Genomic DNA, 21,529 nt, shown 5'->3' on the forward strand with positions numbered 1-21,529 from the left:
CGCATGAAAAGCCTTTAAAAAGGGACAAAGCAGAAAAATACAAGCATGAAGCAGAAGTTAAAAATTAAGTGCTTTTCGGAACGAGCTTGCATACGTTTGGCTGACAGGAATCTTTGTCCGATCTTTCATCACGAGCAAAAAAGTAGAGTGGGAATCTGGCTGAATTTCTTCGATATGCTTGACGTTCACAATATAGGAGCGGTGTACGCGAATAAAGTAATCATTCGGCAGCATAAATTCCAGTTCTGTTAAATTCATTTTATGATAGCCTTCTCCGCTAACAGATTGCACCTTTGTTTTTCTATTTTCTGCTTCTAAATAAACAATGTTTTCATAAGCAACTGGGTACCAGCAGTCTTCAGACTTAACCGTAAAAAAATTGGCGGCGATCGGAGAAGGCTTTGCTGGAAAGATAGTCGTAACTGCTCCGACAACCTGGGCATCGTTAAATAACGGAACAGATACAGCATAATAAGGAATACCATATACATCACTATCAATGTATTCAGAGATTTCATGCCTCTCCGTGATGGCCTTCGCTGCCCCGCTGCCCGCTTTGTAGGGCTCTCCTGGACGAATGCGCAAGTCTACCAGCTTACTCGGTTGATAATAAATAAATTTTTCTGAATCAGCGACCGCAACCGATGTATACGGTGGAAGAAACTCTTTCATCACGTTCATAATGGAAGATAGAGTGACTGGATCCATAGATTACACCTCATCCCTTTAATCGTTTATACTAATTATCATAACAGGCTTATTTTGAAGAAGAAAGGAAGCTGGAAGGATGAAAGGAAAAACCAATGCGATGCGCATACTCGATAAGGAAGGGCTAGCGTATGAGACCTACTCTTATGATTCCGCTGATGGGAAAATTGACGGTGTGTCTACTGCTGAGAAGATCGGGAAAAGTGCGGATAGCGTGTTCAAAACGCTCGTGACGATCGGGACGGATAAACAAATTTATGTGTTCATTATACCGGTTATGGAAGAGCTAGATTTGAAAAAAGCTGCCAAAGCAGCAGGAGCGAAAAAGCTTGAGATGATCCCTGTAAAAGATATTCAAAAGTACACAGGGTACATAAGAGGAGGCTGTTCACCAATCGGTATGAAGAAGCTCTATCCTACTTTTCTCGATTCCCGTACCATTTCCCAGGAAAACATTATCGTGAGCGCTGGAAAGATCGGTCAGCAAATAGAATTAAAAGCAGCGGACTTAATTGCGATTACAAATGCAGTAACTGAGCATGAAATTATAAAATAAATAAAATGGCCGTAAGCAAACTGAGGCGCCACTGCTGCTACCCTAATGGTTTACTATATTAAAATGGCATATGGACAATCGCCCTTGCATATAGTGATAGAGGATCACTTTTAAATCTGATGCAAAGAGGTGCAGAAATGAGCAGGAACGTCATTCGCTATTTTGCAAGGGGGAACACGGCAAAGGGGCTTCATAGTCTTCTTGAATCAAATATACAAGGGGTAAAGCAGGTTTTCCTTGTAGACGGGGGCACACCGGCAGAAAGAGCGGCTTGCCTTAAGCAGCTGGCTGATCGGCTGCTGGAAGAAGGCGTAGCGATGGAACTGCTGCATTGTCCGGGTGATCCTGATCAATTAGAGGGAATTATTGCAACGGAAAAAGGTGCCGCTATTCTTATCAAACAGGCTGCCTCGGCTATTACAGGTCCGCACGTACACTATGTAAATATTTCAGGGCAAGCAGCAGTCTCAGCTGATAAACAGCAGGAGATCACAAAGCTTGCAGAGCAGGCGGAGATCGCCCGCCAAAATGCTTACACTTGTTTTCAAAAGGCATTAGCCGTTCATGATGAATGGGAAGATATTTATATTCAACGGCTTGATAAAAAAAGAGCAAATGAGCTAGCAGATGAGCTTGTTGCTCGCTTAATCTCACGGACGTCTAAAAATGCAAAAGGGACGGTTAGGCACCGCTTTTTAGGAGCAGCAACTCCAAAAGGAGCAGTGGACTTTGTCGGAAACTTAACGGATGGTCTTTCCAAAAGGTATTTTATTAAAGGCCGTGCTGGAACGGGCAAGTCGACGATGCTGAAAAAAATTGCTGCCGCTGCTGAGGAGAAGGGGTATGACGTGGAAATTTACCACTGCGGGTTTGATCCGGCAAGTCTGGACATGGTCATTGTCCGCGAGCTTGGATTTGCTATTTTTGATAGCACCGCACCCCATGAGTATTTTCCAGAAAGAGCAACCGATAGCATTATTGATTTATATAAAGAAATTGTTCCCGCTGGAACTGATGAGAAGTTTGAGTCGGAAATTAAAGAGATTGCTGAGCGTTACCGGCAGCTCATGAATAAAGGCACGGCATACTTAGCTGAAAGCAAGAAGTGCAGGGAAAAGATTCAAGCCTGCTATCCGCAAGCGCCAAATCAGCAGGTGCTAGCGAGCACATGCAATGACATTATATCGAAGTTGTAGGAAAAAGAGCAGAATCATGGAATACGTAAAACGGAATGAGATGGTAGACCAGACCTCCTGTATATGCCATCAGGCTGATTGACAGCGAACGTTTGTCAACAGCTTAAAGGGAATGTTTCTAAGCTTAGAAACATTCCCTTGTATTATTGTTCTGACCATAGGAACCGTCCGATAAGACGATCCACTTTTTCACTTTCGTGAAGGCCGCTATGATCAATACGACGATCCGCTATTACCGCTTTCTGAAAGCGTGAGCGTGGAACAATCTTTTCTAGGGTAAGAACACTGTCAACAGAGACAAGCTGGTCTCCAGTACCGGCAATTGCTAATACGTTCACATCAGAAGGGAAGGAGTCTTTCTGTTTGAGCAGAGTTTGCAGGGCTGCTGAGTTCGGCATCAAATCAGCTGCTGCGGGACCCCAGTTTCTTTTTAAATAATCCTTATCTTTTAATCCGGAAAACGGACTGCCGATTACAACTAATTTATGAATGAATGGATAACCTGGTTTTTTCGTATATTCTTCAAGAAACTTAACTGACACGATGCCCCCCATAGAATGGCCAACGATATTTACATTTTCAAACTTATACGTTTCGTGCAGAGCATGCAGCGCTTTAGACAGCCAGTAGGCCGTATCCTGAAAGCTCGCCCGGTTGTCCTCAAAGATTAGTTGAACAAATAGACGGCCGCTTGATGGCACTTTACCGATTTCGTTAAAGACCACTTGGCCATTAGATTTTACACGGCAAATAATCGTTGTTTTGCCCCAACGATGATCTTTTTCAAACCGCTCTAGCATCGAACGAAACGAAACAGCTGTCCCTTTATACCCATGTACGAAAACAGTGACATTGGGAGGAGAAGCATTGATCCTTGAACTCGCTGTGAGGGTATCATAACCGATAAAAATGAGAAGAGAAACAAGCAGAGAGGCTAATACAAGTCTATGTTGCTTTGTCACAAGCTGTAATCTCCTTCTTAGGTGGTTTTTTCTTTAGCTTTCTACACTTGTAAAGAGGATATTCAAGTGTTTTTATTATATAAAAAATGACGAGGGATTTATACCAAAATAATGATAGAAAAATGAATATAAAATCCTAAGAATCAAAGGAAAGGGGAAGGGAAGATGCAAGAGCCGGTAGGTACGTGTAAAAAGTGTGGGAAAGCCCTTTATTGTTTAGATGGTTTTTTTTATGGTGTCAAAGAAAACGGAGGTGTTTTCTGTTTTGACTGCAGCGAAGAAGAGGAGAAGGACCAGATGTAAGACCGCCCTGTGAGTGCAAGACGGTCTTCATCATTAAATATCTTTAGTAGCTGCATCTTTGATTTCACGGCGTTCTGCATATAAATTCACAGCGATCGTTTTCAGAATGCCATACGTAGGAATGGCCAAAATAACTCCCCAAATACCCGCAATATTACCGGCAGCTAAAATTAAGGTAATAACGGTAAGCGGATGGATATCGAGCGCTTTTCCCATCACATTTGGTGAAATCAAGTTTGATTCAATTTGCTGGGCAATCAGCATAATGATTGCGACCCAGATCACCATCTGCGGATCTTGAACCCAAGCGACTAATAACGCCGGTGTCACGGCGAGATAAGGGCCAAGAAAAGGAATCACATTGGTTGCCATGCCGATCAGCGCTAAAATTAATGAATAATCCAGGCCGATGATCAAGTAGCCGATTAATAGCATAGTTCCGACGAGAAAGCTAACAAGCAGCTGGCCTTGAATATAGGATTGCAGAGTTTCATCGAGATCTTTCAACGTCCGCAATATCCATTGTCGGCGGTGGCCTGAAAAGAAGTTAGCTAAAAACGGAGCAAATTTTTCTCTGTCTTTCAGCATATAAAACAAGAAAAAAGGGACGAGTACGGTTAAGAACACGGTTTGTAGCAATCCTTGCAAAAAGTTAATGAGCCACGTTCCAAAGGCCATCGCCCAATCTTCCACTTTTCCTTCCGCATCTTCAAGGGACTGAATCGCAAACTGAGGAAGCCGCTCTTTCTGGTTCATTAAATAATTAATGGCATCCTCTGCAACTTGGACCATCTGTGGCGTATTTTTCGCCAGCCTTGCTCCTTGCTCATTTACAATTGGACCAATCATAGAGAATAAAACCCAAAAGGTGACAACTAACAGGAAGAATACGCTTAATATAGAGGCCCATCTTGGCAATCTTTTTCCTTCTAGCCAGTTGACGACGGGGCGGGTTAAATAAAACAAAACCCCGGCAAGAACAAGAGGTAAAAAGACGGTTTTCGCCACAATGACTAGTGGGTTGAAAATATCGTTTATTTGTCTAAATAACAAAATAATAATCAGAATTAGCACTAGTGCAATTCCCGTTTGAAACCACGTTTTATTGATCACTCAACTTTACACTTCCTTCCGCCCTCTGAAACTGCTATTCACATTATACCGGTACTTAATGGAATAAAGAAACTATTAAGGCAAAACAAAAAACGCACACTTTCAATCGAAAGCGTGCGTAAACGTGCTTCATTAAAATAATAAGTGTGCCATGCCCGCAATAATAGGCAGAGAAATAAGTGTTCTTAATAGGAAAATAAGAATCAAGTCTTTAACTGAAACCGGAATTTTTGTTCCAAGAAGAAGGCCTCCGACTTCAGACATATAAATTAATTGAGAAACAGAAAGACTGGCGATCACAAAGCGTGTTAAATCACTCTCAATGCCTGTACCAATAATAGAGGGCAAGAACATATCTGCAAATCCAACGACAATCGTTTCCGACGCTTCTTTCGCAAATGGCACTTGCAGCAATTCTAACAGCGGAATGAACGGTGTACCAAGCCATTGGAAGACCGGTGTTGTTTCAGCGATGATTAGAGCAATGGTACCGATCGCCATTACGATAGGAGCGACCCCGAGCCACATGTCGATTACGTTTTGCAGCCCATCTTTCACGACAGCTGCAGGTTTATTTTTTTCAGCTTGAGCAACAGCTTGTTCAAAGCCATAGCTGAATGGTGTATAACCTTCTGGAATGCTTTCGTCATCGTTCTTTCTCTTCTCACCGTTGACAAACGTGTCCATTTTTTTAGAAAGGGGCGGGATACGCGGCAAGATTAAAGCACAGGCAATTCCCGCTAAAATGACGGTTCCGTAAAAAGGAAGAAAATAGCGGGCCAGACCCACTTGATCGATTACGACTAAACAGAATGTAACAGATACGACAGAGAAGGTAGTCCCAATAATAGCGGCTTCTTTTTTTGTATAAAACCCTTCTTCGTATTGCTTGCTCGTTAATAATACGCCAATCGTTCCGTCACCGAGCCAGGAAGCGAGACAGTCAACAGATGAACGGCCTGGAAGCTTGAAGAGCGGCCGCATAATTTTAGTTAAAGAATATCCGAAGAACTCCAGTAGACCAAAATTAAGTAACAATGGCAACAACAATCCGGCAAATAAAAAGGTAGAAAACAAAATAGGTAACAATGAATATAGCAGCATGCCGCCAGTATTTTCTGAATGTACCCATTCGGGTCCAAGCTTATAAAGTGTCATCACAGCGAACACCGCGCCGATCACACGTACAAACGCCCAAACAGGCGCTACATCAAACAATGAAGCTAGAAATGGAGAGCGGCGGACAAAAGCAGGACGTACCGTTTTGACGAAAATGGTGCCTGCAGCTGCCAGTACGACTAAATAAGTCATAATGGTTGGGATTGCACTGCCCATGGCTGACTGCAAAGAGTTAGATAAAATAGCAATAGGAATAGTCAGCTCGCCATCAATAGGCACAGGTGTCATAAAAAAGAAAACTCCTATTAAGGAAGGAATAACAAAGCGTAAAATACTCGGTAAAGAGTTTCTAGAAGTAGTAATTTCCATTCAATTCTAGTTCCTTTCTATGAATATCTTTGTATATTTATTAAATTATTTTAAATTTTATACATAAGTGATTAAAAATGCAACCCCCTTTATTATTATTCAAATATATAAAAAATTCTAACCTTCCTTATGAACGTAGCATAATAAAAGAGGTGTGAAAACGTTTTTATTCAAAAAATTACTAATATTGAATAATAATTGAAAGAGAAGCATATTTAAAAATAAAGATTTCTAAATATACAAAAAATGTGAAAGTCAAAAGAGTTTTTTATACTTTTTTGTTCAAAGTTAAATAAAAAATTTCCATTGAGAGACAAAAGAGAAATCTATGTTAAAATAACTGAAATAAGAAAATTTAAAGAAATATCGGGATTTTTTCTCCATGTCCCGAATAGGTATGTTAAAATAATTCTTAAAATTCAATTAAAGAAGGGGAAAAATGTGAGTAAAGCCTTAACAAAAATAAAAGTAGAAGACATCGTAGTGGCAAATCAAACATTAAAAGACGTCATTATCAAGACACCGCTTCAAAAAAATGAACTGCTTTCAGCACGTTATGGGTGTAACATCTTTTTAAAGAGAGAAGATCTGCAGGTCGTTCGCTCATTTAAATTGCGCGGCGCGTACAACTTTATTTACAATCTGCCTGCTGAAGAACGAGCTAAAGGAGTTGTCTGCGCAAGCGCCGGCAACCATGCGCAAGGGGTTGCTTTCTCTTGTAACCAGCTAAATATTAAAGGCGTCATTTTCATGCCATCTACAACACCAAGACAAAAAATCTCCCAAGTGAAGTTATTTGGGGGACAGAATGTAGAAGTAGTCTTAACAGGTGATACATTCGACGATTCGTATGAAGCCGCCATGGAGTACTGCACGAAAGAAGGGATGGTATTCGTCCATCCGTTTGATGCCTATCTTACAATCGCTGGCCAGGGGACAGTAGGAGTAGAGATCATGAACGAGGCTCCTCAGCCGATTGACTTCGTTTTTTGTTCCATTGGGGGCGGGGGATTAGCAGCAGGGGTCGGTTCTTACCTGAAAAGTATCAGTCCGCATACCCGTGTGATCGGTGTGGAACCAGAAGGCGCGGCAGGTATGAAAACGTCATTGGCGCAAGACAAAGTAATTGCTCTTGAGTCCATTGATCCTTTCGTAGATGGCGCAGCGGTTAAGCAAGTTGGCCATTTAACAATGGAAGTGTGCCGCGAAGTACTGGATGATATTGTTGTTGTACCGGAAGGAAAAGTGTGTACAACGATCTTGAATCTTTATAATGAGAATGCGATTGTAGCAGAACCAGCAGGTGCCTTATCCATTGCGGCTCTTGACTTTTATAAGAATGAGATTAAAGGGAAAAATGTTGTATGCGTCATTAGCGGCGGCAACAACGACATCGATCGTATGCAGGAAATTAAGGAACGCTCACTCATTTATGAAGGAATGAAACATTATTTCATCGTGAACTTTCCACAACGCGCCGGTGCTTTACGTGAATTTATGCACGAAGTTCTTGGCGAGCATGATGATATTACACGTTTTGAATACACAAAACGCACAAATCGCGATGAGGGACCTGTATTAGTCGGAATTGAATTAAAATCAAAAGCAGACTATTTGCCGCTCATCGAACGGATGCAGCAAAAAGGCTTCCCATACATCGAAATTAATAATGATCCATTCTTATTCAACTTGTTAATTTAATAGGCCACACGCCAGCCAAATCCAAGGCTGGCGTGTTTTTTTAGGGATTGATAGGGCGTGGGCGTGAAGAACCAGCGAAACAATAAACACCCCCAGCTATAAGCTGGAGGTGTTGTTTATAGTTCACTTACTTTGTCATCGTCCCAGCGGTAATTCCAAAAGCGTTCGAACATAATACGCTGGACAGTTGTTTCATCTTTTTGATGAAGGAGCTTTTCCATTTCTTTTAGCATCCAGGCCGTTTGAGAAATATGGGCTCGTAAAGCGGCCATTTTTTGTTCAAATACATCTGAGATGTCATAGACGAGATCGGGTGCTCCTAGATCTGTATCTGTGTTGTTGGCAAAAGCGACAAGGTGCAGCTTTGGCCGTTCTCCTTCTGGAAGCCGGCGAACAGCACGGACGACAGCACGCGCGGTTGCTTCATGATCGGGATGGACAGCGAAGCCTGGATAAAAACTAATGACAAGAGACGGCTTTAGTTCAGCAAGCAAGTTGGAAACAAGGTCAGCCATTTTGCAGTCGTCTTCAAATTCCAATGTCTTATCGCGCAGACCCATCATGCGTAAATCTTGAATATCGAGGGCTTCAGCTGCATTTTTTAATTCTGCCTTGCGGATCTCCGGCAGCGATTCCCGGGTAGCAAATGGCGGATTTCCAAGATTTCTTCCCATTTCTCCAAGCGTCAGACAGGCATATGTAACAGGTGTGCCTCTTTTTCTATGTGTAGCGATCGTGCCGGATACACCGAATGCTTCGTCATCAGGATGTGGAAAAATGACAAGAACTTGCTCTTCTTTTTCTATTTCCGTTAACATGGCGGAGAATCACCTTCCTTTAACTCAATACTTAAATGGTTCCTTGCCTATTTGCAAAGCAACCGCGAGCTTTCCATCAAAACCATGTCCAGCCAGCAGCAGCCTGCCTTTTTCATCAAAACCAAAATGGGTTAATCCTTCAGCGTATACCCAGCCAATTGCAAGCTTTAAGCCAACACGGTATGGTCCTTCTCCAACGATTTTTCCATGTTCATAGCTAATTTTAGCATTGCGTATATAGGCACCTGCTGAAAAAAACTTTTCGTCAAAGTGAGAGGCATACGCTCCGTTCGTTGTTTCTAGATGAATGTATACTTCTTGATTGGCGAAACTATCAATTGATTCTTGAACTTTTGCGGTAATAATTGGCTCCACGTTCATCCACCTCCATAAGCGCCTGTACTGAATATTTTACAAGAAATAACTAGGGATTGCGAAAAAAGAGCCTAAAAGGCCATCCTTATAAAAAGGATGGCTCATCGGTTAGTTTCGGATTTGGTTAAAAGCGCCATGCATCACTGGGCCGACGTATTGATTTAATTTGAAACCGTGACGGATTGCTGCGCTGACAAAGTCTTTCGCATTGGATACTGCTGTTTTTACATCTTGTCCTTTTGCCAGGTTTGCTGTAATCGCAGCCGCGAACGTACAGCCAGCCCCATGGTTATAACTAGTGGCTACTTTTTCTGCCTCGAGGACAGTGAACTCGCTGCCATCATAGAATACATCGACAGCTTTGTCATGCTCTAGCTGTTTGCCGCCCTTAACAACGACGTTTTTTGCCCCTAATTCATGGATCTTCTTAGCTGCTTCTTTCATTTGATCAACTGTGCGGATTGGTCCGAGCTCTGATAGTTGTCCTGCTTCGAATAAGTTTGGTGTTACGACTGTCGCAATCGGCAATAAAAATTCACGCATAGCAACCGGTGCTTCCGGGTTTAACACTTCATCTTCGCCTTTACATACCATAACCGGGTCAATAACGACTTTATCTAACCCATTTGCTTTAATATGCTTTCCTGCTACTTCGATAATCTCGGCAGTAGCAAGCATTCCTGTTTTTACAGCATCAATACCGACAGACATAGCTGTTTTTAATTGGGCTTCTAGCGTATCAATAGATAGCGGATGAACACCGTGGCTCCAGTGATTGTCCGGGTCCATTGTAACGATGGTTGTCAGCGCTGTCATTCCATAAACACCGTGCTCCTGGAATGTTTTCAAGTCTGCTTGAATGCCGGCGCCGCCGCTTGTATCTGATCCTGCGATGGTTAATACCTTTTTCATTTCCATGCTGTAAAAATCCCCCTTTAAATATAAAGCGATATAAGTTGCTATTACCATTTTAAAAAAATAAAACGCTTTGTACAAGCCTTTTGGAGTGCGTCACTGTTAAGATGGGGGTAATAGATGAATAGAGGAGGGGTGAAATGGACCGCAGTGAAAGAGAGAAGCTAGAGCAGGTGGAAGTACTCTTAAAGGAGCTAAAAGCTGGACAAGAAGAGACAGCCTCTACCGCAACGGCGGGAAGAGTACCAGCTATCAGAACTGGCAAGATTGCCAAGTGGCTGCTTGCTTCTTTTATTTTATTGCTGTTTGTGCTTGGAACATCGGGAGTCATCTCCTTATACACCGGATCTAAACAGCAGGAATCAGCTGCTTTTGTGGAACAGATTAAAGGACTAAATTCGTTGGCAACAGCTGAAGCGTATACAAAAGCAGTCATTGAACAGGAAGATAATAAGATTTTTGGTCAGGAGATTGGCATCGATGTGCCTGGTACAAAGCGGAAGGTGCTTCTCATTATTCCAGGTAAAGTGCTAGCAGGTGTTGATTTAAGCAAGGTGTCCAAAGCAGATGTTAAAGTATACGAGAAAAAGAAAACGGTTGAAATTCACATACCAAAGGCGGAAATTTTACAAGAACCGGCTCTTCTTACAGATCAAGTGAAAATGTTTTCGGTGGAGGGTCTTTTCCGAGGAAAGGTAGACTGGAAGGAAGGCTATGCGCTCGCTGATAAAGCTAAACAGCTGATCGAGGAAGAAGCCATTAAGCAGGGGTTGCTCCAGACAGCTGAAAAAAATGCTGTGCAATCGTTGGAGCAGTTTTTTGAGCATGTCGGGTATAAAGCTACTGTAAAGATTTCAGGCTAGTAAGAGGTTATTGTCAAACTAAAATAGTTATTTACTTTTATTTCTTAACACGTGTGAGGAGGAATGTTTGATGGCAAAGAAAATACTGCAAAATGATTGGGCAGAGCTGCTAGAGGACGAATTTGAGAAGCCTTATTATAAAGAGCTTCGTGAATTTTTAAAAGAGGAGTATGCCACAAAAACGATTTATCCTGATATGAACGACATTTTTAATGCACTTCGTTATACAGCTTTTAAGGATGTAAAGGTTGTTATTCTTGGGCAGGATCCCTATCACGGTCCAGGGCAGGCTCACGGATTGAGTTTCTCCGTTAAACCGGATGTGCCGCTGCCGCCTTCGCTCCGAAATATTTTTAAAGAGCTGAATAACGATTTAGGTTGCCCTATTCCGCATAACGGTTATTTAGTGCCATGGGCGAAGCAGGGGGTGCTCTTATTAAATACCGTACTTACTGTCCGGAAAGGCGAGGCCCACTCTCACCAGGGAAAAGGATGGGAGAAGCTAACGGACCGAATTATCTCCTTGATTAGCAGCCGAGAAGAGCCAGTGGTCTTTATTCTTTGGGGCAAGCCGGCTCAGAAGAAGCTAGCGCTGATTGACCAGCAAAAGCATTGCATTATTCAGGCACCGCATCCGAGCCCCTTGTCAGCTTCAAGAGGATTCTTTGGAAGCAAGCCGTTTTCAAAAGCAAATGAGTGCTTGAAGCAGTTTGGGGAAAAGCCGATTACCTGGGAAATAAAAAACGCATAAATTCGTCAATTTCCGTTGTTTCACGTGAAACAACGCCATTAATAGACAGTGTTCGCTATTGTCAAAAAGAATCCTTATGCTGTCCCAGCAAAATTTGTTAAAATGGAGAGCAGAAGGGGAGTGAGCGGGCAAAATGGAAAAAGTGAATTGTTTTCAGTGCAAACACTTTTTTGTAACATGGGATCAAAAGAGCCCGCGTGGCTGCCGCGCATATGGCTTTAAGTCAAACCAGCTGCCATCAGCAGTTGTTTTAAAAACTTCTGGACACCCATGCTATCAATTTGCACAAAAGCCCGGGAAGAAGTAGCAGGAGGTGCATGAATATAAACATTTCCCATTTATCCGTTTTAAATAAAATAGAAGAAGAAATACGACAGGCACGGCTTGCTGAAAAAAGCAGTACAATGAAACAGCATATCTACACTGTTCGGACGTTGTGTGACATGCTGCTAGCTGCATCAGATAAGCCGGGAATGGGGGCTGGCTTATCTGAAGCCCAGCCAATCGAGCCAAGAGTAGTGCAACCGGCACAGCCGGCTTTAAACCAGTCAGAGAAGCTCCAAACAGACGATGGAGCGAATGGCGATTCTATATTCGATTTTTAAGGAGAAAGAGATGAAACTATTTATTATCATTGGGGCAATCAATGCCTTTTTATCGGTGGCGCTCGGTGCGTTCGGCGCTCATGGTTTAGAAGGAAAGGTAGAACCGAAGTATTTGGAAATTTGGAAAACCGGTGTCCAGTATCAAATGTTTCACGCTTCAGGAATGATTTTAGTAGGTATTCTTATGGGGCAATTCTCGTCTAGTTCTTTGTTGAACTGGTCTGGATGGATGATGCTGATCGGAACTATTATTTTCTCAGGCAGTTTGTATGCTCTTACTTTATCAGGAATAAAAGTGTTGGGGGCGATTACGCCAATTGGCGGGGTTGCTTTCCTAGCCGCTTGGGTGTTGCTTGTTTTAGCCGCTATAAAATTTTAATGTAAAAGCTGCTCTCCATAACAATGAAGAGCAGCTTTTATTCCTTATCTCGACGGATAGGTGGCAAGCGATCCTCCACCTGCTCCCGCACCAGTCCCAGCACCCGTACCGATCGGGTAAGTATATTCGATTGGCTCGTCAAATGTGACATAATCAACCGTTACCATCGGAAGTAAGTAACGTCTTCCAGTTTGCGGATCACTTAAGATCAAATGATCGCGGCCGGCGGCTTCGATAATGCCTTTGAAGACTTTTGCGTTCCATTCACGGTTGTTTTCGAAAGTGGTATAGACAGTTGCTAACTTTCCGCGGTTAAGCCGCAAAATATTTTCAATATAAGACTGTTCTGAAGGCAGCATGCCTGGTACGTTGAGGCTTCCACCTTGTGCAGCTGTGGGGACTGTGCCAGTAGAAGGCATTGTCCCAGCAGAAGGAGTTGTATACATCGGATATGGCTGGTAATACTGGGCGGGCATACTATACATATATGGACTAGCAGTTGATGGACTCACAGGAACCCTCCTTGAACGAATGGATTTTCAAATCGATTGTCAATTAATGTGTATGTGAAAATTTAAGTTTCATGACAAAATAAAAAGCCTTTCTGTAAAAATAGAAAGGCTTTAAATGGTTTTTTAGTTAATTTGCAGCATTTGCTCTAGCTTGGAATCATTAAGCAGGTTACCGACAAAGAATGTGCCGAATTCACCGTAACGGGCACTTACTTCGTCAAAACGCATTTCATAAACGAGTTTCTTAAATTGGAGTACATCATCGGCAAAGAGCGTAACGCCCCATTCGTAATCATCGAAACCAACAGAACCAGTAATGATTTGCTTCACTTTTCCAGCATACTGGCGGCCGATCATGCCGTGGCTGCGCATCAGCTTACCGCGTTCTTCCATCGGAAGCATGTACCAGTTGTCTTCTCCCTGACGGCGCTTGTCCATTGGGTAGAAGCAAACATGCTTTGCTTTAGGAAGCTCAGGATATAAACGGGCGCGGATTTGCGGATTTTGATACGGATCTTCATCACCGGCTAAGTAGTTGCTTAGCTCGACAACAGAGACGTAAGAATAGCCTGGAATCGTGAACTCAGCAATTTTTAGCTTGTTGAATTCTGTTTCAATGGCATTCAACTCTTCCATTGTTGGGCGAAGAATCATTAGCATAAAATCAGCTTTTTGGCCAACGATGCTATAAAAAGCATGACTGCCTTCTTTCGCCTCATGAACAGTGTTTAGCTTATTAAGAAATTGCTGAAATTCATAAATAGCTGTTTGACGGTCATCGCTTGAAAGCATCTTCCACGTTGTCCAATCAATTAGGCGAAAATCATGAAGACAATACCAGCCATCAATCGTTTTTGCTGCTTCACTCATGTTATCCACTCCCTATGTAAATGTTTTCGTTACTAATATAACACACATTCACAAGCAATCCACAAAAGTGCTTTGACGGGTGTGTGAACACAACAAGAGAGGGGAATGATGAAAAGGCGATACTTTATTATTTAAAATCTGGCTTATAGACGGTATGCTGAATATATGAAAAGGCAAGGAGGGAATGGGATGAGTGATTTATTTACAGGTTTAAAGAATAAGCTTTTCGGACAAAAGGTGAAAATTGTTTTTCCAGAGGGGCTGGATGAACGCATTTTAGGAGCTGCCAGCCGGCTGGCGAAAGAAGAGTTAGTGGTGCCTATTATTATTGGCAGCGAACAAGAAATTCAGCAAAAAGCTGCTCAGCTGCAAGTTGGTCTAGAAGGAGTCGAGATTGTCGACCCGGCCAACGATAGCCGTCTTAATGAGCTGGTGCAAGCATTTGTTGAACGCCGAAAAGGCAAGGCGACAGAGAAAGAAGCACAGAGCATTTTAATGGACGAGAACTATTTTGGCACGATGCTTGTCTATCAAGGGTATGCACAAGGCCTTGTAAGCGGTGCAGCTCATTCTACAGCTGATACAGTCCGTCCCGCTTTGCAAATTATTAAAACAAAACAAGGAGTAAAAAAGACATCGGGCGTATTCATTATGGTGCGCGGGGAAGAGAAGTATGTCTTTGCTGATTGTGCTATCAATATTGCTCCAGACAGTAATGACTTAGCGGAAATAGCGATCGAAAGCGCTAAAACGGCAGAAATGTTTGATATGGACCCGCGTGTAGCGATGCTCAGCTTCTCAACGAAAGGCTCGGCTAAGTCCCCGGAAACAGAAAAGGTGGAAGGAGCGCTCCAGATAGCGAAAGAAAGAGCGCCAGAATTAACGATTGATGGAGAGTTTCAATTTGATGCCGCGTTTGTTCCGTCGGTTGCAAAGAAGAAGGCACCAGATTCTATAATCCAAGGAGATGCCAATGTCTTTATTTTTCCGAGTCTTGAGGCCGGAAACATCGGCTATAAAATTGCACAGCGACTTGGCAATTTTGAGGCTGTCGGTCCAATTTTGCAAGGGCTGAATGCGCCGGTTAACGATCTTTCCCGCGGTTGCAGCGAGGAAGATGTGTACAAGCTGGGATTAATTACTGCAGCTCAGTCACTTAATAATGGTTGAAATAAACGGTCATTCTCGTTAAAGTAAAATCAAAACGATCTGATGATACAAGCACATTTTAGTAAAAATATGACCAGGCTGATTGAGTGCACATCAACAGCCTGTAACCGGCTGCTGCCGGTTTTTTTAATGTTACTATTAAAGGAGAACACACTATGAACGAATCACTACAATTACTGAAGCAGCCGGAATGGCGTTTGATTGACCAGTCAAGCTTAGGTCCGATGTTTAGCGCGCTTCAGTCGTTTGCTGCTGATGATACATTATGTACATCGGTCGGTGCAGGTTTTAGCCCGCCGACCGCTCGGGCATGGGTTCATCACAATACCGTGGTGCTCGGCATTCAGGATACAAAGCTGCCTTTTTTACAGGACGGAGTCCAGCTTTTACGGGAAGCCGGCCTCAAAACAATCGTTCGAAATTCAGGAGGGCTTGCAGTAGCACTTGATGAGGGTGTGCTCAATTTATCGCTTATTTTTCCCGACACAGAAAAAGGGATCGATATCGACCGCGGCTATGAAGCAATGTATTTATTGATTAGACAAATGTTTTCTGACTTTCCTGTACAACTCGATGCTTATGAGATTGTAGGATCTTATTGTCCAGGAAGCTATGATTTAAGCATTGAGGGGAAAAAGTTTGCAGGTATTTCCCAACGACGTATCCGCCGTGGGGTAGCTGTTCAGATTTATTTGTGTGTAAGCGGCAGTGGCTCAGAAAGAGCTGCGATGATTCGCCAATTTTACGAGACTGCCAAAAAAGCAGAAAGAACAAAGTGGGACTATCCTGATATTCAGCCGGAAGTGATGGCGTCACTATCTGAATTGCTAGGCTGTGAACTCACCGTTCAGGATGTGATGATGCGATTCTTAAATACGCTCCATCAATACGCAGGACGTCTGTATGCCAGCTCTTTGCATGGAGAAGAAATTGAACTGTATCAAGGGTATTTAGAGCGTGTCACCGAGCGCAATGAAAAAGCTTTGACTAGAGAAGCTTAATGGGAATCTAAGCAGACAGGGCATATTTAAAAATTTTTGCACATACACTCTTTCTGTCTGCTTATAAATTCAAAGATTAGCATGCAGCAAAAAAGAAGGTGTCCGAAAGACGAAGCTCTCGGGACACCTCTGCTTATTCAGCCAGCTTTTCTAAATTTCCATTGCGATCCATTTTAAAAGCGGTAGAACTAGGCTCTTCTTCATCAAAGAGAACGAGCTTTCTGGCGCGGTTCATAATTTTTATTAGTGTTTCATAGTCTTCTTGCATCGTGATCGAGTTTTGCTCAAGCTCATGGACGGTTTCTTCCAGGGACGCTTTCTCTTTTGTTAATTGTTCTACCTCTTGTTTTAATCTTGCATTCTCTTGTTTTAACCGGTCTGACTGGTAAGTGGAGCTAGAAAGGGTTTGTAAAAAGGCAATTACTTTTTCCATCGACATGTCTTCTTGAGTCGAAGACGCTCTATATGGAAGTTGTTCTGTTTCTACTTCTATATCATTAGGAAGCGGCAAAGACATCGCTTCTACTTCTTCAATAGAAGGAACCGGAGGCTGGTATAATAGCTTTTTCTTGCCGCCCTGCTCTTTTCCAAGCAGTCTATTTCGTTGTTTGCGCTGTTTTTTAGCAAGCGCCAGCGCCTTTTCATATTGATGGCGAACGACCGCATTCCAGCGGAAACCGCAGGCGGCGGATGTCCGGTTTAACTGGTCTCCGACTTCTTCGAACGCATTTAGTTGCGTACTCCCTTCGCGCACATGGCGCAGCACTGTTTCGGCGAGCAAAAGGTCATTTTCCTCTGACCATGCATCTTGTCTGTTTTTCATTACAGTCAACTCCTTGTTTTAATAAAAGTTTAATTACTGACAGGATGATCCAAATACGTTAGATTTATACCAATATTAAAAAATAATTTTTTTCTGCTAGTTTCCCTGTTTAACCGGCACACAGAGGGTAGGATGGCGATCCGGGTGCTTGCCAACAATTTTTTTTCGATGTAAAATACCGTTTAGCTTAACCTTATTTGAGAAAGGATTGTATATAGATGGCAAACGAATTTCGAGTTTGCGATGATTGTCAGGCAGTTAACTTGAAAACTCTTGTGCCAAGACTGAAAAAGATTGACCCGGAAGCGAAAATTGATGTGGCCTGTCAGTCTTACTGCGGACCTGGCCGTAAAAAAACATTTACTTTCGTCAATAACCGGCCGGTTGCGGCTTTAACAGAAGAAGAACTCATGGAAAAAGTAGAGAAGAAGCTAAAGAAATAAAGATGAATCACCTGCCGGACATTGGATAAGGTGATTTTTTGTTTAAGAAATGCCAGTCTTAGAAGCGGAGAGCAATTCTATGAATTCTGCACTCTACCGGTATTTCTTCGACAAAGAGAACAGACGGTTCCCCCTTTATTTCACTATATGCAGAAGGAGGGCTGTTTCTTCCTCCTATCTTCATAATTTTTCCGTTATAATAAAAAACATGAATGAGGACGAATGGGGGGACAAAATGGAATACTCAAAAAGCAAACTAAAAGAAGAAAAAGTGTTTAAAGACCCTGTTCACCGTTACATCCACGTTCGCGATTTAGTGATCTGGGATTTAATCGGTACGAAGGAGTTCCAGCGTCTGCGCCGTATTCGCCAGCTCGGGACAACCTATTTAACATTTCATGGAGCGGAACATAGCCGCTTTACACACTCACTCGGTGTCTATGAAATTGTTAGGCGTATTGTGGACGACGTATTTGCTGAACGGCCGGAATGGAACAAAGAAGACCGTTTGCTTTCATTATGCGCCGCTCTTTTGCATGATGTTGGGCACGGGCCATTTTCACATTCGTTTGAAAAAGTATTCCAGTTGGACCACGAGGCGTTCACGAAAGAAATTATTCTTGGAGAAACGGAAGTAAATGCTGTTTTATCCAGAGTAGACAAAAGCTTCCCTAAGCATGTAGCAGAAGTAATTGGAAAAACGCATGAAAACAAGCTGGTTGTTAGTTTGATTTCAAGCCAGATTGATGCAGACCGTATGGATTATTTACAGCGTGATGCGTATTTTACGGGGGTCAGCTATGGCCACTTTGATATGGAGCGCTTGCTGCGTGTAATGCGCCCGCGCGAGGATCAGGTTGTGTTCAAACAAAGCGGAATGCATGCAGTCGAAGATTATATTATGAGCCGCTATCAAATGTACTGGCAAGTTTATTTCCATCCGGTCACGCGGAGTGCAGAAGTCCTGTTGACAAAAATTTTGCACCGGGCTAAAGAATTGAATCGACAAGATTACCCATTTACATATGCCCCGTTGCATTTTTACTCTATTTTTCAAGAGCAATATAATCTTGCAGACTACTTAAAGCTCGATGAATCTGTTATGTTGTATTACTTTCAAGTTTGGCAGGAAGAAAAGGATCCGATTTTAAGCGACTTATGCCGCCGGTTTGTCAATCGCGATTTGTTTAAGTATGTAGAGTTTGATCCTGCCAAAGAGTACCGCAAGCATAGTGAATTGGAAGCGCTGTTTAAAAAAGCTGGCATCGACCCGGAGTACTATCTTGTATTTGATTCTTCTTCTGACCTGCCATACGATTTTTATCGGCCGGGAGAGGAAGAAGAGCGGCTGCCTATTTATTTGTTGATGAACAACGGAGAACTGCGTGAACTGTCACGAGAGTCCGATATTGTGGATGCAATTTCAGGTAAAAGACGAACAGACCATAAATTATATTTTCCTGCCGATTTATTAAATGATGATTCGTCAAAACGCAATATTAAACGGCAAATACGATCCATTTTAGAAATATGACGCCGGGAATGATACAGTAGGAGTTGAGAAAAGTTGTTAAAAGAGCATGCAAAATTAATGGGGGTCTTTGCGGCCTGCGGAGAAGTCATTGGGCGGAAAAAACTACAAAAGATCATCTACATTGCGAAGAAAATTTCCTTTCCTTTTCAAGAAAAATTCGAGTTTCACTTTTATGGTCCTTATTCAGAAGAGTTGACTCTCCGTGTGGAAGAGTTGTGCAATATGGAATTTATCGATGAAGTACGCGAGAAAAAAGGCGGTTATTATCAATATCGCTACACGCTTACAGAAGAAGGAGAAGCTTTTCTTAAGCACACGGAAGTAGATATACCGCATTTAAAGGAGACAGTCGTCGAGATGAACAGCCAAAGCGCCCGTTTCCTTGAATTGGTATCAACCGTTCTTTATTTTGATACACTAACACGTGAAGAAGTGACCGAAAAAATCTTCACGTTAAAGAGAAAACAGCGCTACACCGAAGAAGAAATCCAAGAAGCGTATGGTTACATCGAACAACTGAAAACACAGCTGCAATAAGAGGAACGACGGCTAAAAGCGCGACATCGTGTCGCAACGCCCTCACTAGCACATCGTGTGCGTCGAAGCAGAAGGTGCTTGTTCAGCACGATAGCGGATTGGAGCTCTCGACGAGAAGTCGCTTTTCAGACTTCGACAGAGAGAGCGAAATCAGCGTACGTGCTAGCGCCTGCAGCTAGACAACGACAAGGCCCGCTCTGAGGCGGGCCCTATCAGTCGAGTAAAAAATTAATCTTCGTCGCTTAATCTTTTACCGGCAACGGCATAATGGTTCTTTGACATTTCTTCAATGAAGACAACTACTTTTTCAGCAGGGGCACCAGTCGTTTCTGTTACAGCGGCTGTTACTTTTTCGGCAAGCGCCTTTTTCTGCTCTTCTGTACGGCCCTCTAGCATTTTTACAGTTACATAAGGCATATTTCTTGGCTCCTCTCCATATGGTTCAATGATGATACAACCAAATTGTATGCTTTTCAAAGGGGACAAGCAATATGTCAAGCATGAAAATCTTTACAAAATAAAATAAAGGGGTTTAACATTTGGACCGATTTTTAGCTTTTTCACTGTCAGAATTGCCGTTTGTTGTCATCACGCTTATTGTGGCATTCACTTTCCACGAGTTTGCCCATGCGTATGTTGCTTATAAATTCGGTGACGATACGGCGAAGAACCAAGGGCGGCTAACGCTTAATCCTGTTCATCACCTTGATCCGATCGGCACCATCTTAATACTGATTGCTGGCTTTGGCTGGGCGCGGCCTGTGCCGGTTGACCGCCGAAACTTTCAGAACCCGCGGCTTGCGGGAATTTTAGTTTCGGTTGCTGGACCGCTCAGCAATTTCTTAATTGCGGCCATTGCTTATGGTATTTTATTTTTTTCCGTAGGCGCTGGGCTGCCTCCATTTTTTATTGACCTGCTAAATATGATGGTTTGGTTAAATGTTGTCTTATTCGTATTTAACCTGCTGCCGCTGCCGCCGCTTGACGGCTACCGAATTATCGAGGACTTAGTGCCGCCATCTGTCCGTGTCAAATTAACACAATACGAGCAATACGGAACACTCATTTTTCTAATTATTGTCATTACGCCGCTTTACCAATACACGATCCAGCCGATTTTCAGCTTTGTGCTGCCTTCAGTGATTCAAGGATTTAACACGATTTTTATGGTATTGTTTGGTTGATGATAGCTAAAAGAAAGGAGACTATCTCATGGAGAAAAAGAAAAAGGTTGGCTTTAATATTATTAAAAACGACCCAACAGATGGTCATAAAGGCTTTGGCAAAGGGGCACTTTCTTTAGAGAACGTATCTCCCGTCTTTATTGATGTAGAGGAAAAAGAGGCATTCATTGATGTGGGCGCGATGCATGCCCGCAGCGCTGTTGAGAAAGGCATTAAGTTTCTTGCTAATAAAGAGGAGGTGCCAGAAGGCGCTAAACCATATTGGCTCGTATGGGTCACAATAGACCAGGGAAAAAACGGTCCTTTTTACACAGGGGTTACCGCGTGTGAACTAACCGTAAACCGTGAGAAGCGCCGTGGTTACAAGTCGCTCCCAGAGCATGTAAATCGTATGGATAAGTCATTAAAAGGGCACATTATTGTCGACCATATGGATGCTCCTTCAAAAAAAGTGTTAAAAGACTTTCTACAAAACCATAATGCAGACATGTGGGAGAACGCTTCATCAGAGCTAAAAGAAGGCTTAGTGGAATAGTTATCCTTTTATTCCCTTTTTAGTGAACAATCTTTGAACGTTTTTTGAAAATCATGTTCACATCTTGCCCAATAACTAGAAAGAAAGTAAACTTGAAGTAATGCATAAATTGCATAAGCTAGGACAAGGAAAAACCCCGGGCCGCACACCCGGGGTTTTTCCTTGTTTTGTTTAGTAATATCAGGCG

25 protein-coding genes are annotated in these 21,529 nt (G+C 42.7%); 14 read left to right on the forward strand and 11 right to left on the reverse strand.

Annotation, left to right across the window (positions count from 1 at the left end):
* Nucleotides 1-57: 57 nt before the first annotated feature.
* Nucleotides 58-708 (reverse strand): LytTR family DNA-binding domain-containing protein, encoded by a 651-nt coding sequence (locus A8F95_RS08390; protein ID WP_065410112.1) that lies wholly within the window; start codon nucleotides 706-708, stop codon nucleotides 58-60.
* A 79-nt stretch (nucleotides 709-787) separates the two neighbouring features.
* Between A8F95_RS08390 and ybaK the strand changes: the two genes are divergently transcribed.
* Both ybaK and A8F95_RS08400 read left to right on the forward strand, forming a co-directional pair.
* Nucleotides 788-1,264 (forward strand): Cys-tRNA(Pro) deacylase, encoded by a 477-nt coding sequence (ybaK, locus tag A8F95_RS08395; RefSeq protein WP_065410113.1) that lies wholly within the window; start codon nucleotides 788-790, stop codon nucleotides 1,262-1,264.
* Between the two features lie 137 nt (nucleotides 1,265-1,401).
* Nucleotides 1,402-2,460 carry a hypothetical protein gene (locus A8F95_RS08400; protein ID WP_065410114.1) on the forward strand — a complete coding sequence of 353 codons (1,059 nt, stop codon included), beginning with the start codon at nucleotides 1,402-1,404 and terminating at the stop codon, nucleotides 2,458-2,460.
* A gap of 143 nt (nucleotides 2,461-2,603) precedes the next feature.
* On the opposite strand, the gene A8F95_RS08405 is transcribed toward A8F95_RS08400, so the two are convergent.
* The 3 genes from A8F95_RS08405 to A8F95_RS08415 form a co-directional block, all read right to left on the reverse strand.
* Entirely contained in the window at nucleotides 2,604-3,422 is an 819-nt protein-coding gene (locus A8F95_RS08405) for an alpha/beta fold hydrolase (RefSeq protein WP_065410115.1), read from the reverse strand.
* 336 nt (nucleotides 3,423-3,758) lie between these two features.
* Complete coding sequence (locus A8F95_RS08410) at nucleotides 3,759-4,838, reverse strand: AI-2E family transporter (RefSeq protein ID WP_065410116.1); 1,080 nt, start codon at nucleotides 4,836-4,838, stop codon at nucleotides 3,759-3,761.
* 132 nt (nucleotides 4,839-4,970) lie between these two features.
* A complete protein-coding gene (locus tag A8F95_RS08415; RefSeq protein ID WP_065410117.1) occupies nucleotides 4,971-6,326 on the reverse strand; it encodes a YjiH family protein in 1,356 nt (451 codons plus the stop codon).
* 441 nt (nucleotides 6,327-6,767) lie between these two features.
* On the opposite strand from A8F95_RS08415, the gene ilvA reads away from it, so the two are divergent.
* Nucleotides 6,768-8,027 (forward strand): threonine ammonia-lyase IlvA, encoded by a 1,260-nt coding sequence (ilvA, locus tag A8F95_RS08420; protein WP_065410118.1) that lies wholly within the window; start codon nucleotides 6,768-6,770, stop codon nucleotides 8,025-8,027.
* A gap of 116 nt (nucleotides 8,028-8,143) precedes the next feature.
* Here the strand turns inward: ilvA and bshB2 are convergent, their stop codons facing one another.
* The 3 genes from bshB2 to pdxK form a co-directional block, all read right to left on the reverse strand.
* A complete protein-coding gene (gene bshB2 / locus A8F95_RS08425) occupies nucleotides 8,144-8,833 on the reverse strand; it encodes a bacillithiol biosynthesis deacetylase BshB2 (RefSeq protein WP_176713668.1) in 690 nt (229 codons plus the stop codon).
* A 36-nt stretch (nucleotides 8,834-8,869) separates the two neighbouring features.
* On the reverse strand, nucleotides 8,870-9,220 hold the full coding sequence (locus A8F95_RS08430; RefSeq protein WP_049665450.1) for a YojF family protein: 351 nt from the start codon (nucleotides 9,218-9,220) through the stop codon (nucleotides 8,870-8,872).
* 108 nt (nucleotides 9,221-9,328) lie between these two features.
* Complete coding sequence (gene pdxK / locus A8F95_RS08435) at nucleotides 9,329-10,138, reverse strand: pyridoxine/pyridoxal/pyridoxamine kinase (protein WP_049665448.1); 810 nt, start codon at nucleotides 10,136-10,138, stop codon at nucleotides 9,329-9,331.
* 137 nt (nucleotides 10,139-10,275) lie between these two features.
* Here pdxK and A8F95_RS08440 point away from each other — a divergent pair, with 137 nt between their 5' ends.
* The 4 genes from A8F95_RS08440 to A8F95_RS08460 all read left to right on the forward strand — a co-directional run bounded on the left by A8F95_RS08440 (nucleotide 10,276) and on the right by A8F95_RS08460 (nucleotide 12,733).
* Nucleotides 10,276-10,998, forward strand: a complete 723-nt coding sequence (locus tag A8F95_RS08440; protein ID WP_065410120.1) for a DUF4230 domain-containing protein — start codon at nucleotides 10,276-10,278, stop codon at nucleotides 10,996-10,998.
* A 70-nt stretch (nucleotides 10,999-11,068) separates the two neighbouring features.
* Nucleotides 11,069-11,749 (forward strand): uracil-DNA glycosylase, encoded by a 681-nt coding sequence (locus tag A8F95_RS08445; protein ID WP_065410121.1) that lies wholly within the window; start codon nucleotides 11,069-11,071, stop codon nucleotides 11,747-11,749.
* A gap of 317 nt (nucleotides 11,750-12,066) precedes the next feature.
* On the forward strand, nucleotides 12,067-12,354 hold the full coding sequence (locus A8F95_RS08455) for a YwdI family protein (RefSeq protein WP_077247280.1): 288 nt from the start codon (nucleotides 12,067-12,069) through the stop codon (nucleotides 12,352-12,354).
* A 10-nt stretch (nucleotides 12,355-12,364) separates the two neighbouring features.
* Nucleotides 12,365-12,733: a DUF423 domain-containing protein gene (locus tag A8F95_RS08460; RefSeq protein ID WP_065410123.1), complete on the forward strand. Its 369-nt coding sequence runs from the start codon at nucleotides 12,365-12,367 to the stop codon at nucleotides 12,731-12,733.
* A 44-nt stretch (nucleotides 12,734-12,777) separates the two neighbouring features.
* Here A8F95_RS08460 and gerQ read toward each other — a convergent pair whose 3' ends face one another.
* Together gerQ and hemQ are read right to left on the reverse strand one after the other, a co-directional pair.
* Nucleotides 12,778-13,218 (reverse strand): spore coat protein GerQ, encoded by a 441-nt coding sequence (gene gerQ, locus A8F95_RS08465; protein WP_077247281.1) that lies wholly within the window; start codon nucleotides 13,216-13,218, stop codon nucleotides 12,778-12,780.
* Nucleotides 13,219-13,368: 150 nt separating this feature from the next.
* Complete coding sequence (hemQ, locus tag A8F95_RS08470) at nucleotides 13,369-14,115, reverse strand: hydrogen peroxide-dependent heme synthase (RefSeq protein WP_049665428.1); 747 nt, start codon at nucleotides 14,113-14,115, stop codon at nucleotides 13,369-13,371.
* Between the two features lie 189 nt (nucleotides 14,116-14,304).
* Between hemQ and pta the strand changes: the two genes are divergently transcribed.
* Both pta and lipL read left to right on the forward strand, forming a co-directional pair.
* Nucleotides 14,305-15,285, forward strand: a complete 981-nt coding sequence (gene pta / locus A8F95_RS08475) for a phosphate acetyltransferase (protein ID WP_065410124.1) — start codon at nucleotides 14,305-14,307, stop codon at nucleotides 15,283-15,285.
* Nucleotides 15,286-15,440: 155 nt separating this feature from the next.
* Nucleotides 15,441-16,286 carry an octanoyl-[GcvH]:protein N-octanoyltransferase gene (gene lipL / locus A8F95_RS08480; RefSeq protein ID WP_065410125.1) on the forward strand — a complete coding sequence of 282 codons (846 nt, stop codon included), beginning with the start codon at nucleotides 15,441-15,443 and terminating at the stop codon, nucleotides 16,284-16,286.
* A gap of 133 nt (nucleotides 16,287-16,419) precedes the next feature.
* On the opposite strand, the gene A8F95_RS08485 is transcribed toward lipL, so the two are convergent.
* Complete coding sequence (locus tag A8F95_RS08485; RefSeq protein ID WP_049665417.1) at nucleotides 16,420-17,109, reverse strand: RsfA family transcriptional regulator; 690 nt, start codon at nucleotides 17,107-17,109, stop codon at nucleotides 16,420-16,422.
* A gap of 218 nt (nucleotides 17,110-17,327) precedes the next feature.
* Here A8F95_RS08485 and A8F95_RS08490 point away from each other — a divergent pair, with 218 nt between their 5' ends.
* The 3 genes from A8F95_RS08490 (at nucleotide 17,328) to A8F95_RS08500 (ending at nucleotide 19,623) form a co-directional block, all read left to right on the forward strand.
* Entirely contained in the window at nucleotides 17,328-17,552 is a 225-nt protein-coding gene (locus tag A8F95_RS08490; RefSeq protein ID WP_049665414.1) for a YuzB family protein, read from the forward strand.
* A gap of 235 nt (nucleotides 17,553-17,787) precedes the next feature.
* Nucleotides 17,788-19,086: an HD domain-containing protein gene (locus A8F95_RS08495; RefSeq protein WP_065410126.1), complete on the forward strand. Its 1,299-nt coding sequence runs from the start codon at nucleotides 17,788-17,790 to the stop codon at nucleotides 19,084-19,086.
* 33 nt (nucleotides 19,087-19,119) lie between these two features.
* Complete coding sequence (locus tag A8F95_RS08500; protein WP_065410127.1) at nucleotides 19,120-19,623, forward strand: YwgA family protein; 504 nt, start codon at nucleotides 19,120-19,122, stop codon at nucleotides 19,621-19,623.
* A 228-nt stretch (nucleotides 19,624-19,851) separates the two neighbouring features.
* On the opposite strand, the gene A8F95_RS08505 is transcribed toward A8F95_RS08500, so the two are convergent.
* Nucleotides 19,852-20,070 carry a 2-hydroxymuconate tautomerase gene (locus A8F95_RS08505; RefSeq protein ID WP_269429941.1) on the reverse strand — a complete coding sequence of 73 codons (219 nt, stop codon included), beginning with the start codon at nucleotides 20,068-20,070 and terminating at the stop codon, nucleotides 19,852-19,854.
* Nucleotides 20,071-20,162: 92 nt separating this feature from the next.
* On the opposite strand from A8F95_RS08505, the gene A8F95_RS08510 reads away from it, so the two are divergent.
* Entirely contained in the window at nucleotides 20,163-20,807 is a 645-nt protein-coding gene (locus A8F95_RS08510; RefSeq protein ID WP_065410128.1) for a site-2 protease family protein, read from the forward strand.
* 28 nt (nucleotides 20,808-20,835) lie between these two features.
* Entirely contained in the window at nucleotides 20,836-21,342 is a 507-nt protein-coding gene (locus tag A8F95_RS08515; RefSeq protein ID WP_065410129.1) for a YwhD family protein, read from the forward strand.
* Nucleotides 21,343-21,529 lie beyond the last annotated feature (187 nt).

It is taken from the genome of Pseudobacillus wudalianchiensis, assembly GCF_001685015.1.
Lineage (GTDB): Bacteria > Bacillota > Bacilli > Bacillales > Domibacillaceae > Pseudobacillus > Pseudobacillus wudalianchiensis.

Coding starts and splice junctions, on each gene's coding strand:
- A8F95_RS08390 (WP_065410112.1), bottom strand. CDS start 708: ATGGATCCAGTCACTCTATCTTCCATTATGAACGTGATGAAAGAGTTT.
- A8F95_RS08445 (WP_065410121.1), top strand. CDS start 11,069: ATGGCAAAGAAAATACTGCAAAATGATTGGGCAGAGCTGCTAGAGGAC.
- A8F95_RS08460 (WP_065410123.1), top strand. CDS start 12,365: ATGAAACTATTTATTATCATTGGGGCAATCAATGCCTTTTTATCGGTG.
- A8F95_RS08515 (WP_065410129.1), top strand. CDS start 20,836: ATGGAGAAAAAGAAAAAGGTTGGCTTTAATATTATTAAAAACGACCCA.
- A8F95_RS08490 (WP_049665414.1), top strand. CDS start 17,328: ATGGCAAACGAATTTCGAGTTTGCGATGATTGTCAGGCAGTTAACTTG.
- A8F95_RS08400 (WP_065410114.1), top strand. CDS start 1,402: ATGAGCAGGAACGTCATTCGCTATTTTGCAAGGGGGAACACGGCAAAG.
- A8F95_RS08455 (WP_077247280.1), top strand. CDS start 12,067: ATGAATATAAACATTTCCCATTTATCCGTTTTAAATAAAATAGAAGAA.
- gerQ (WP_077247281.1), bottom strand. CDS start 13,218: ATGTATAGTATGCCCGCCCAGTATTACCAGCCATATCCGATGTATACA.
- A8F95_RS08415 (WP_065410117.1), bottom strand. CDS start 6,326: ATGGAAATTACTACTTCTAGAAACTCTTTACCGAGTATTTTACGCTTT.
- A8F95_RS08485 (WP_049665417.1), bottom strand. CDS start 17,109: ATGAAAAACAGACAAGATGCATGGTCAGAGGAAAATGACCTTTTGCTC.
- ybaK (WP_065410113.1), top strand. CDS start 788: ATGAAAGGAAAAACCAATGCGATGCGCATACTCGATAAGGAAGGGCTA.
- A8F95_RS08495 (WP_065410126.1), top strand. CDS start 17,788: ATGGAATACTCAAAAAGCAAACTAAAAGAAGAAAAAGTGTTTAAAGAC.
- A8F95_RS08440 (WP_065410120.1), top strand. CDS start 10,276: ATGGACCGCAGTGAAAGAGAGAAGCTAGAGCAGGTGGAAGTACTCTTA.
- hemQ (WP_049665428.1), bottom strand. CDS start 14,115: ATGAGTGAAGCAGCAAAAACGATTGATGGCTGGTATTGTCTTCATGAT.
- lipL (WP_065410125.1), top strand. CDS start 15,441: ATGAACGAATCACTACAATTACTGAAGCAGCCGGAATGGCGTTTGATT.
- pta (WP_065410124.1), top strand. CDS start 14,305: ATGAGTGATTTATTTACAGGTTTAAAGAATAAGCTTTTCGGACAAAAG.
- pdxK (WP_049665448.1), bottom strand. CDS start 10,138: ATGGAAATGAAAAAGGTATTAACCATCGCAGGATCAGATACAAGCGGC.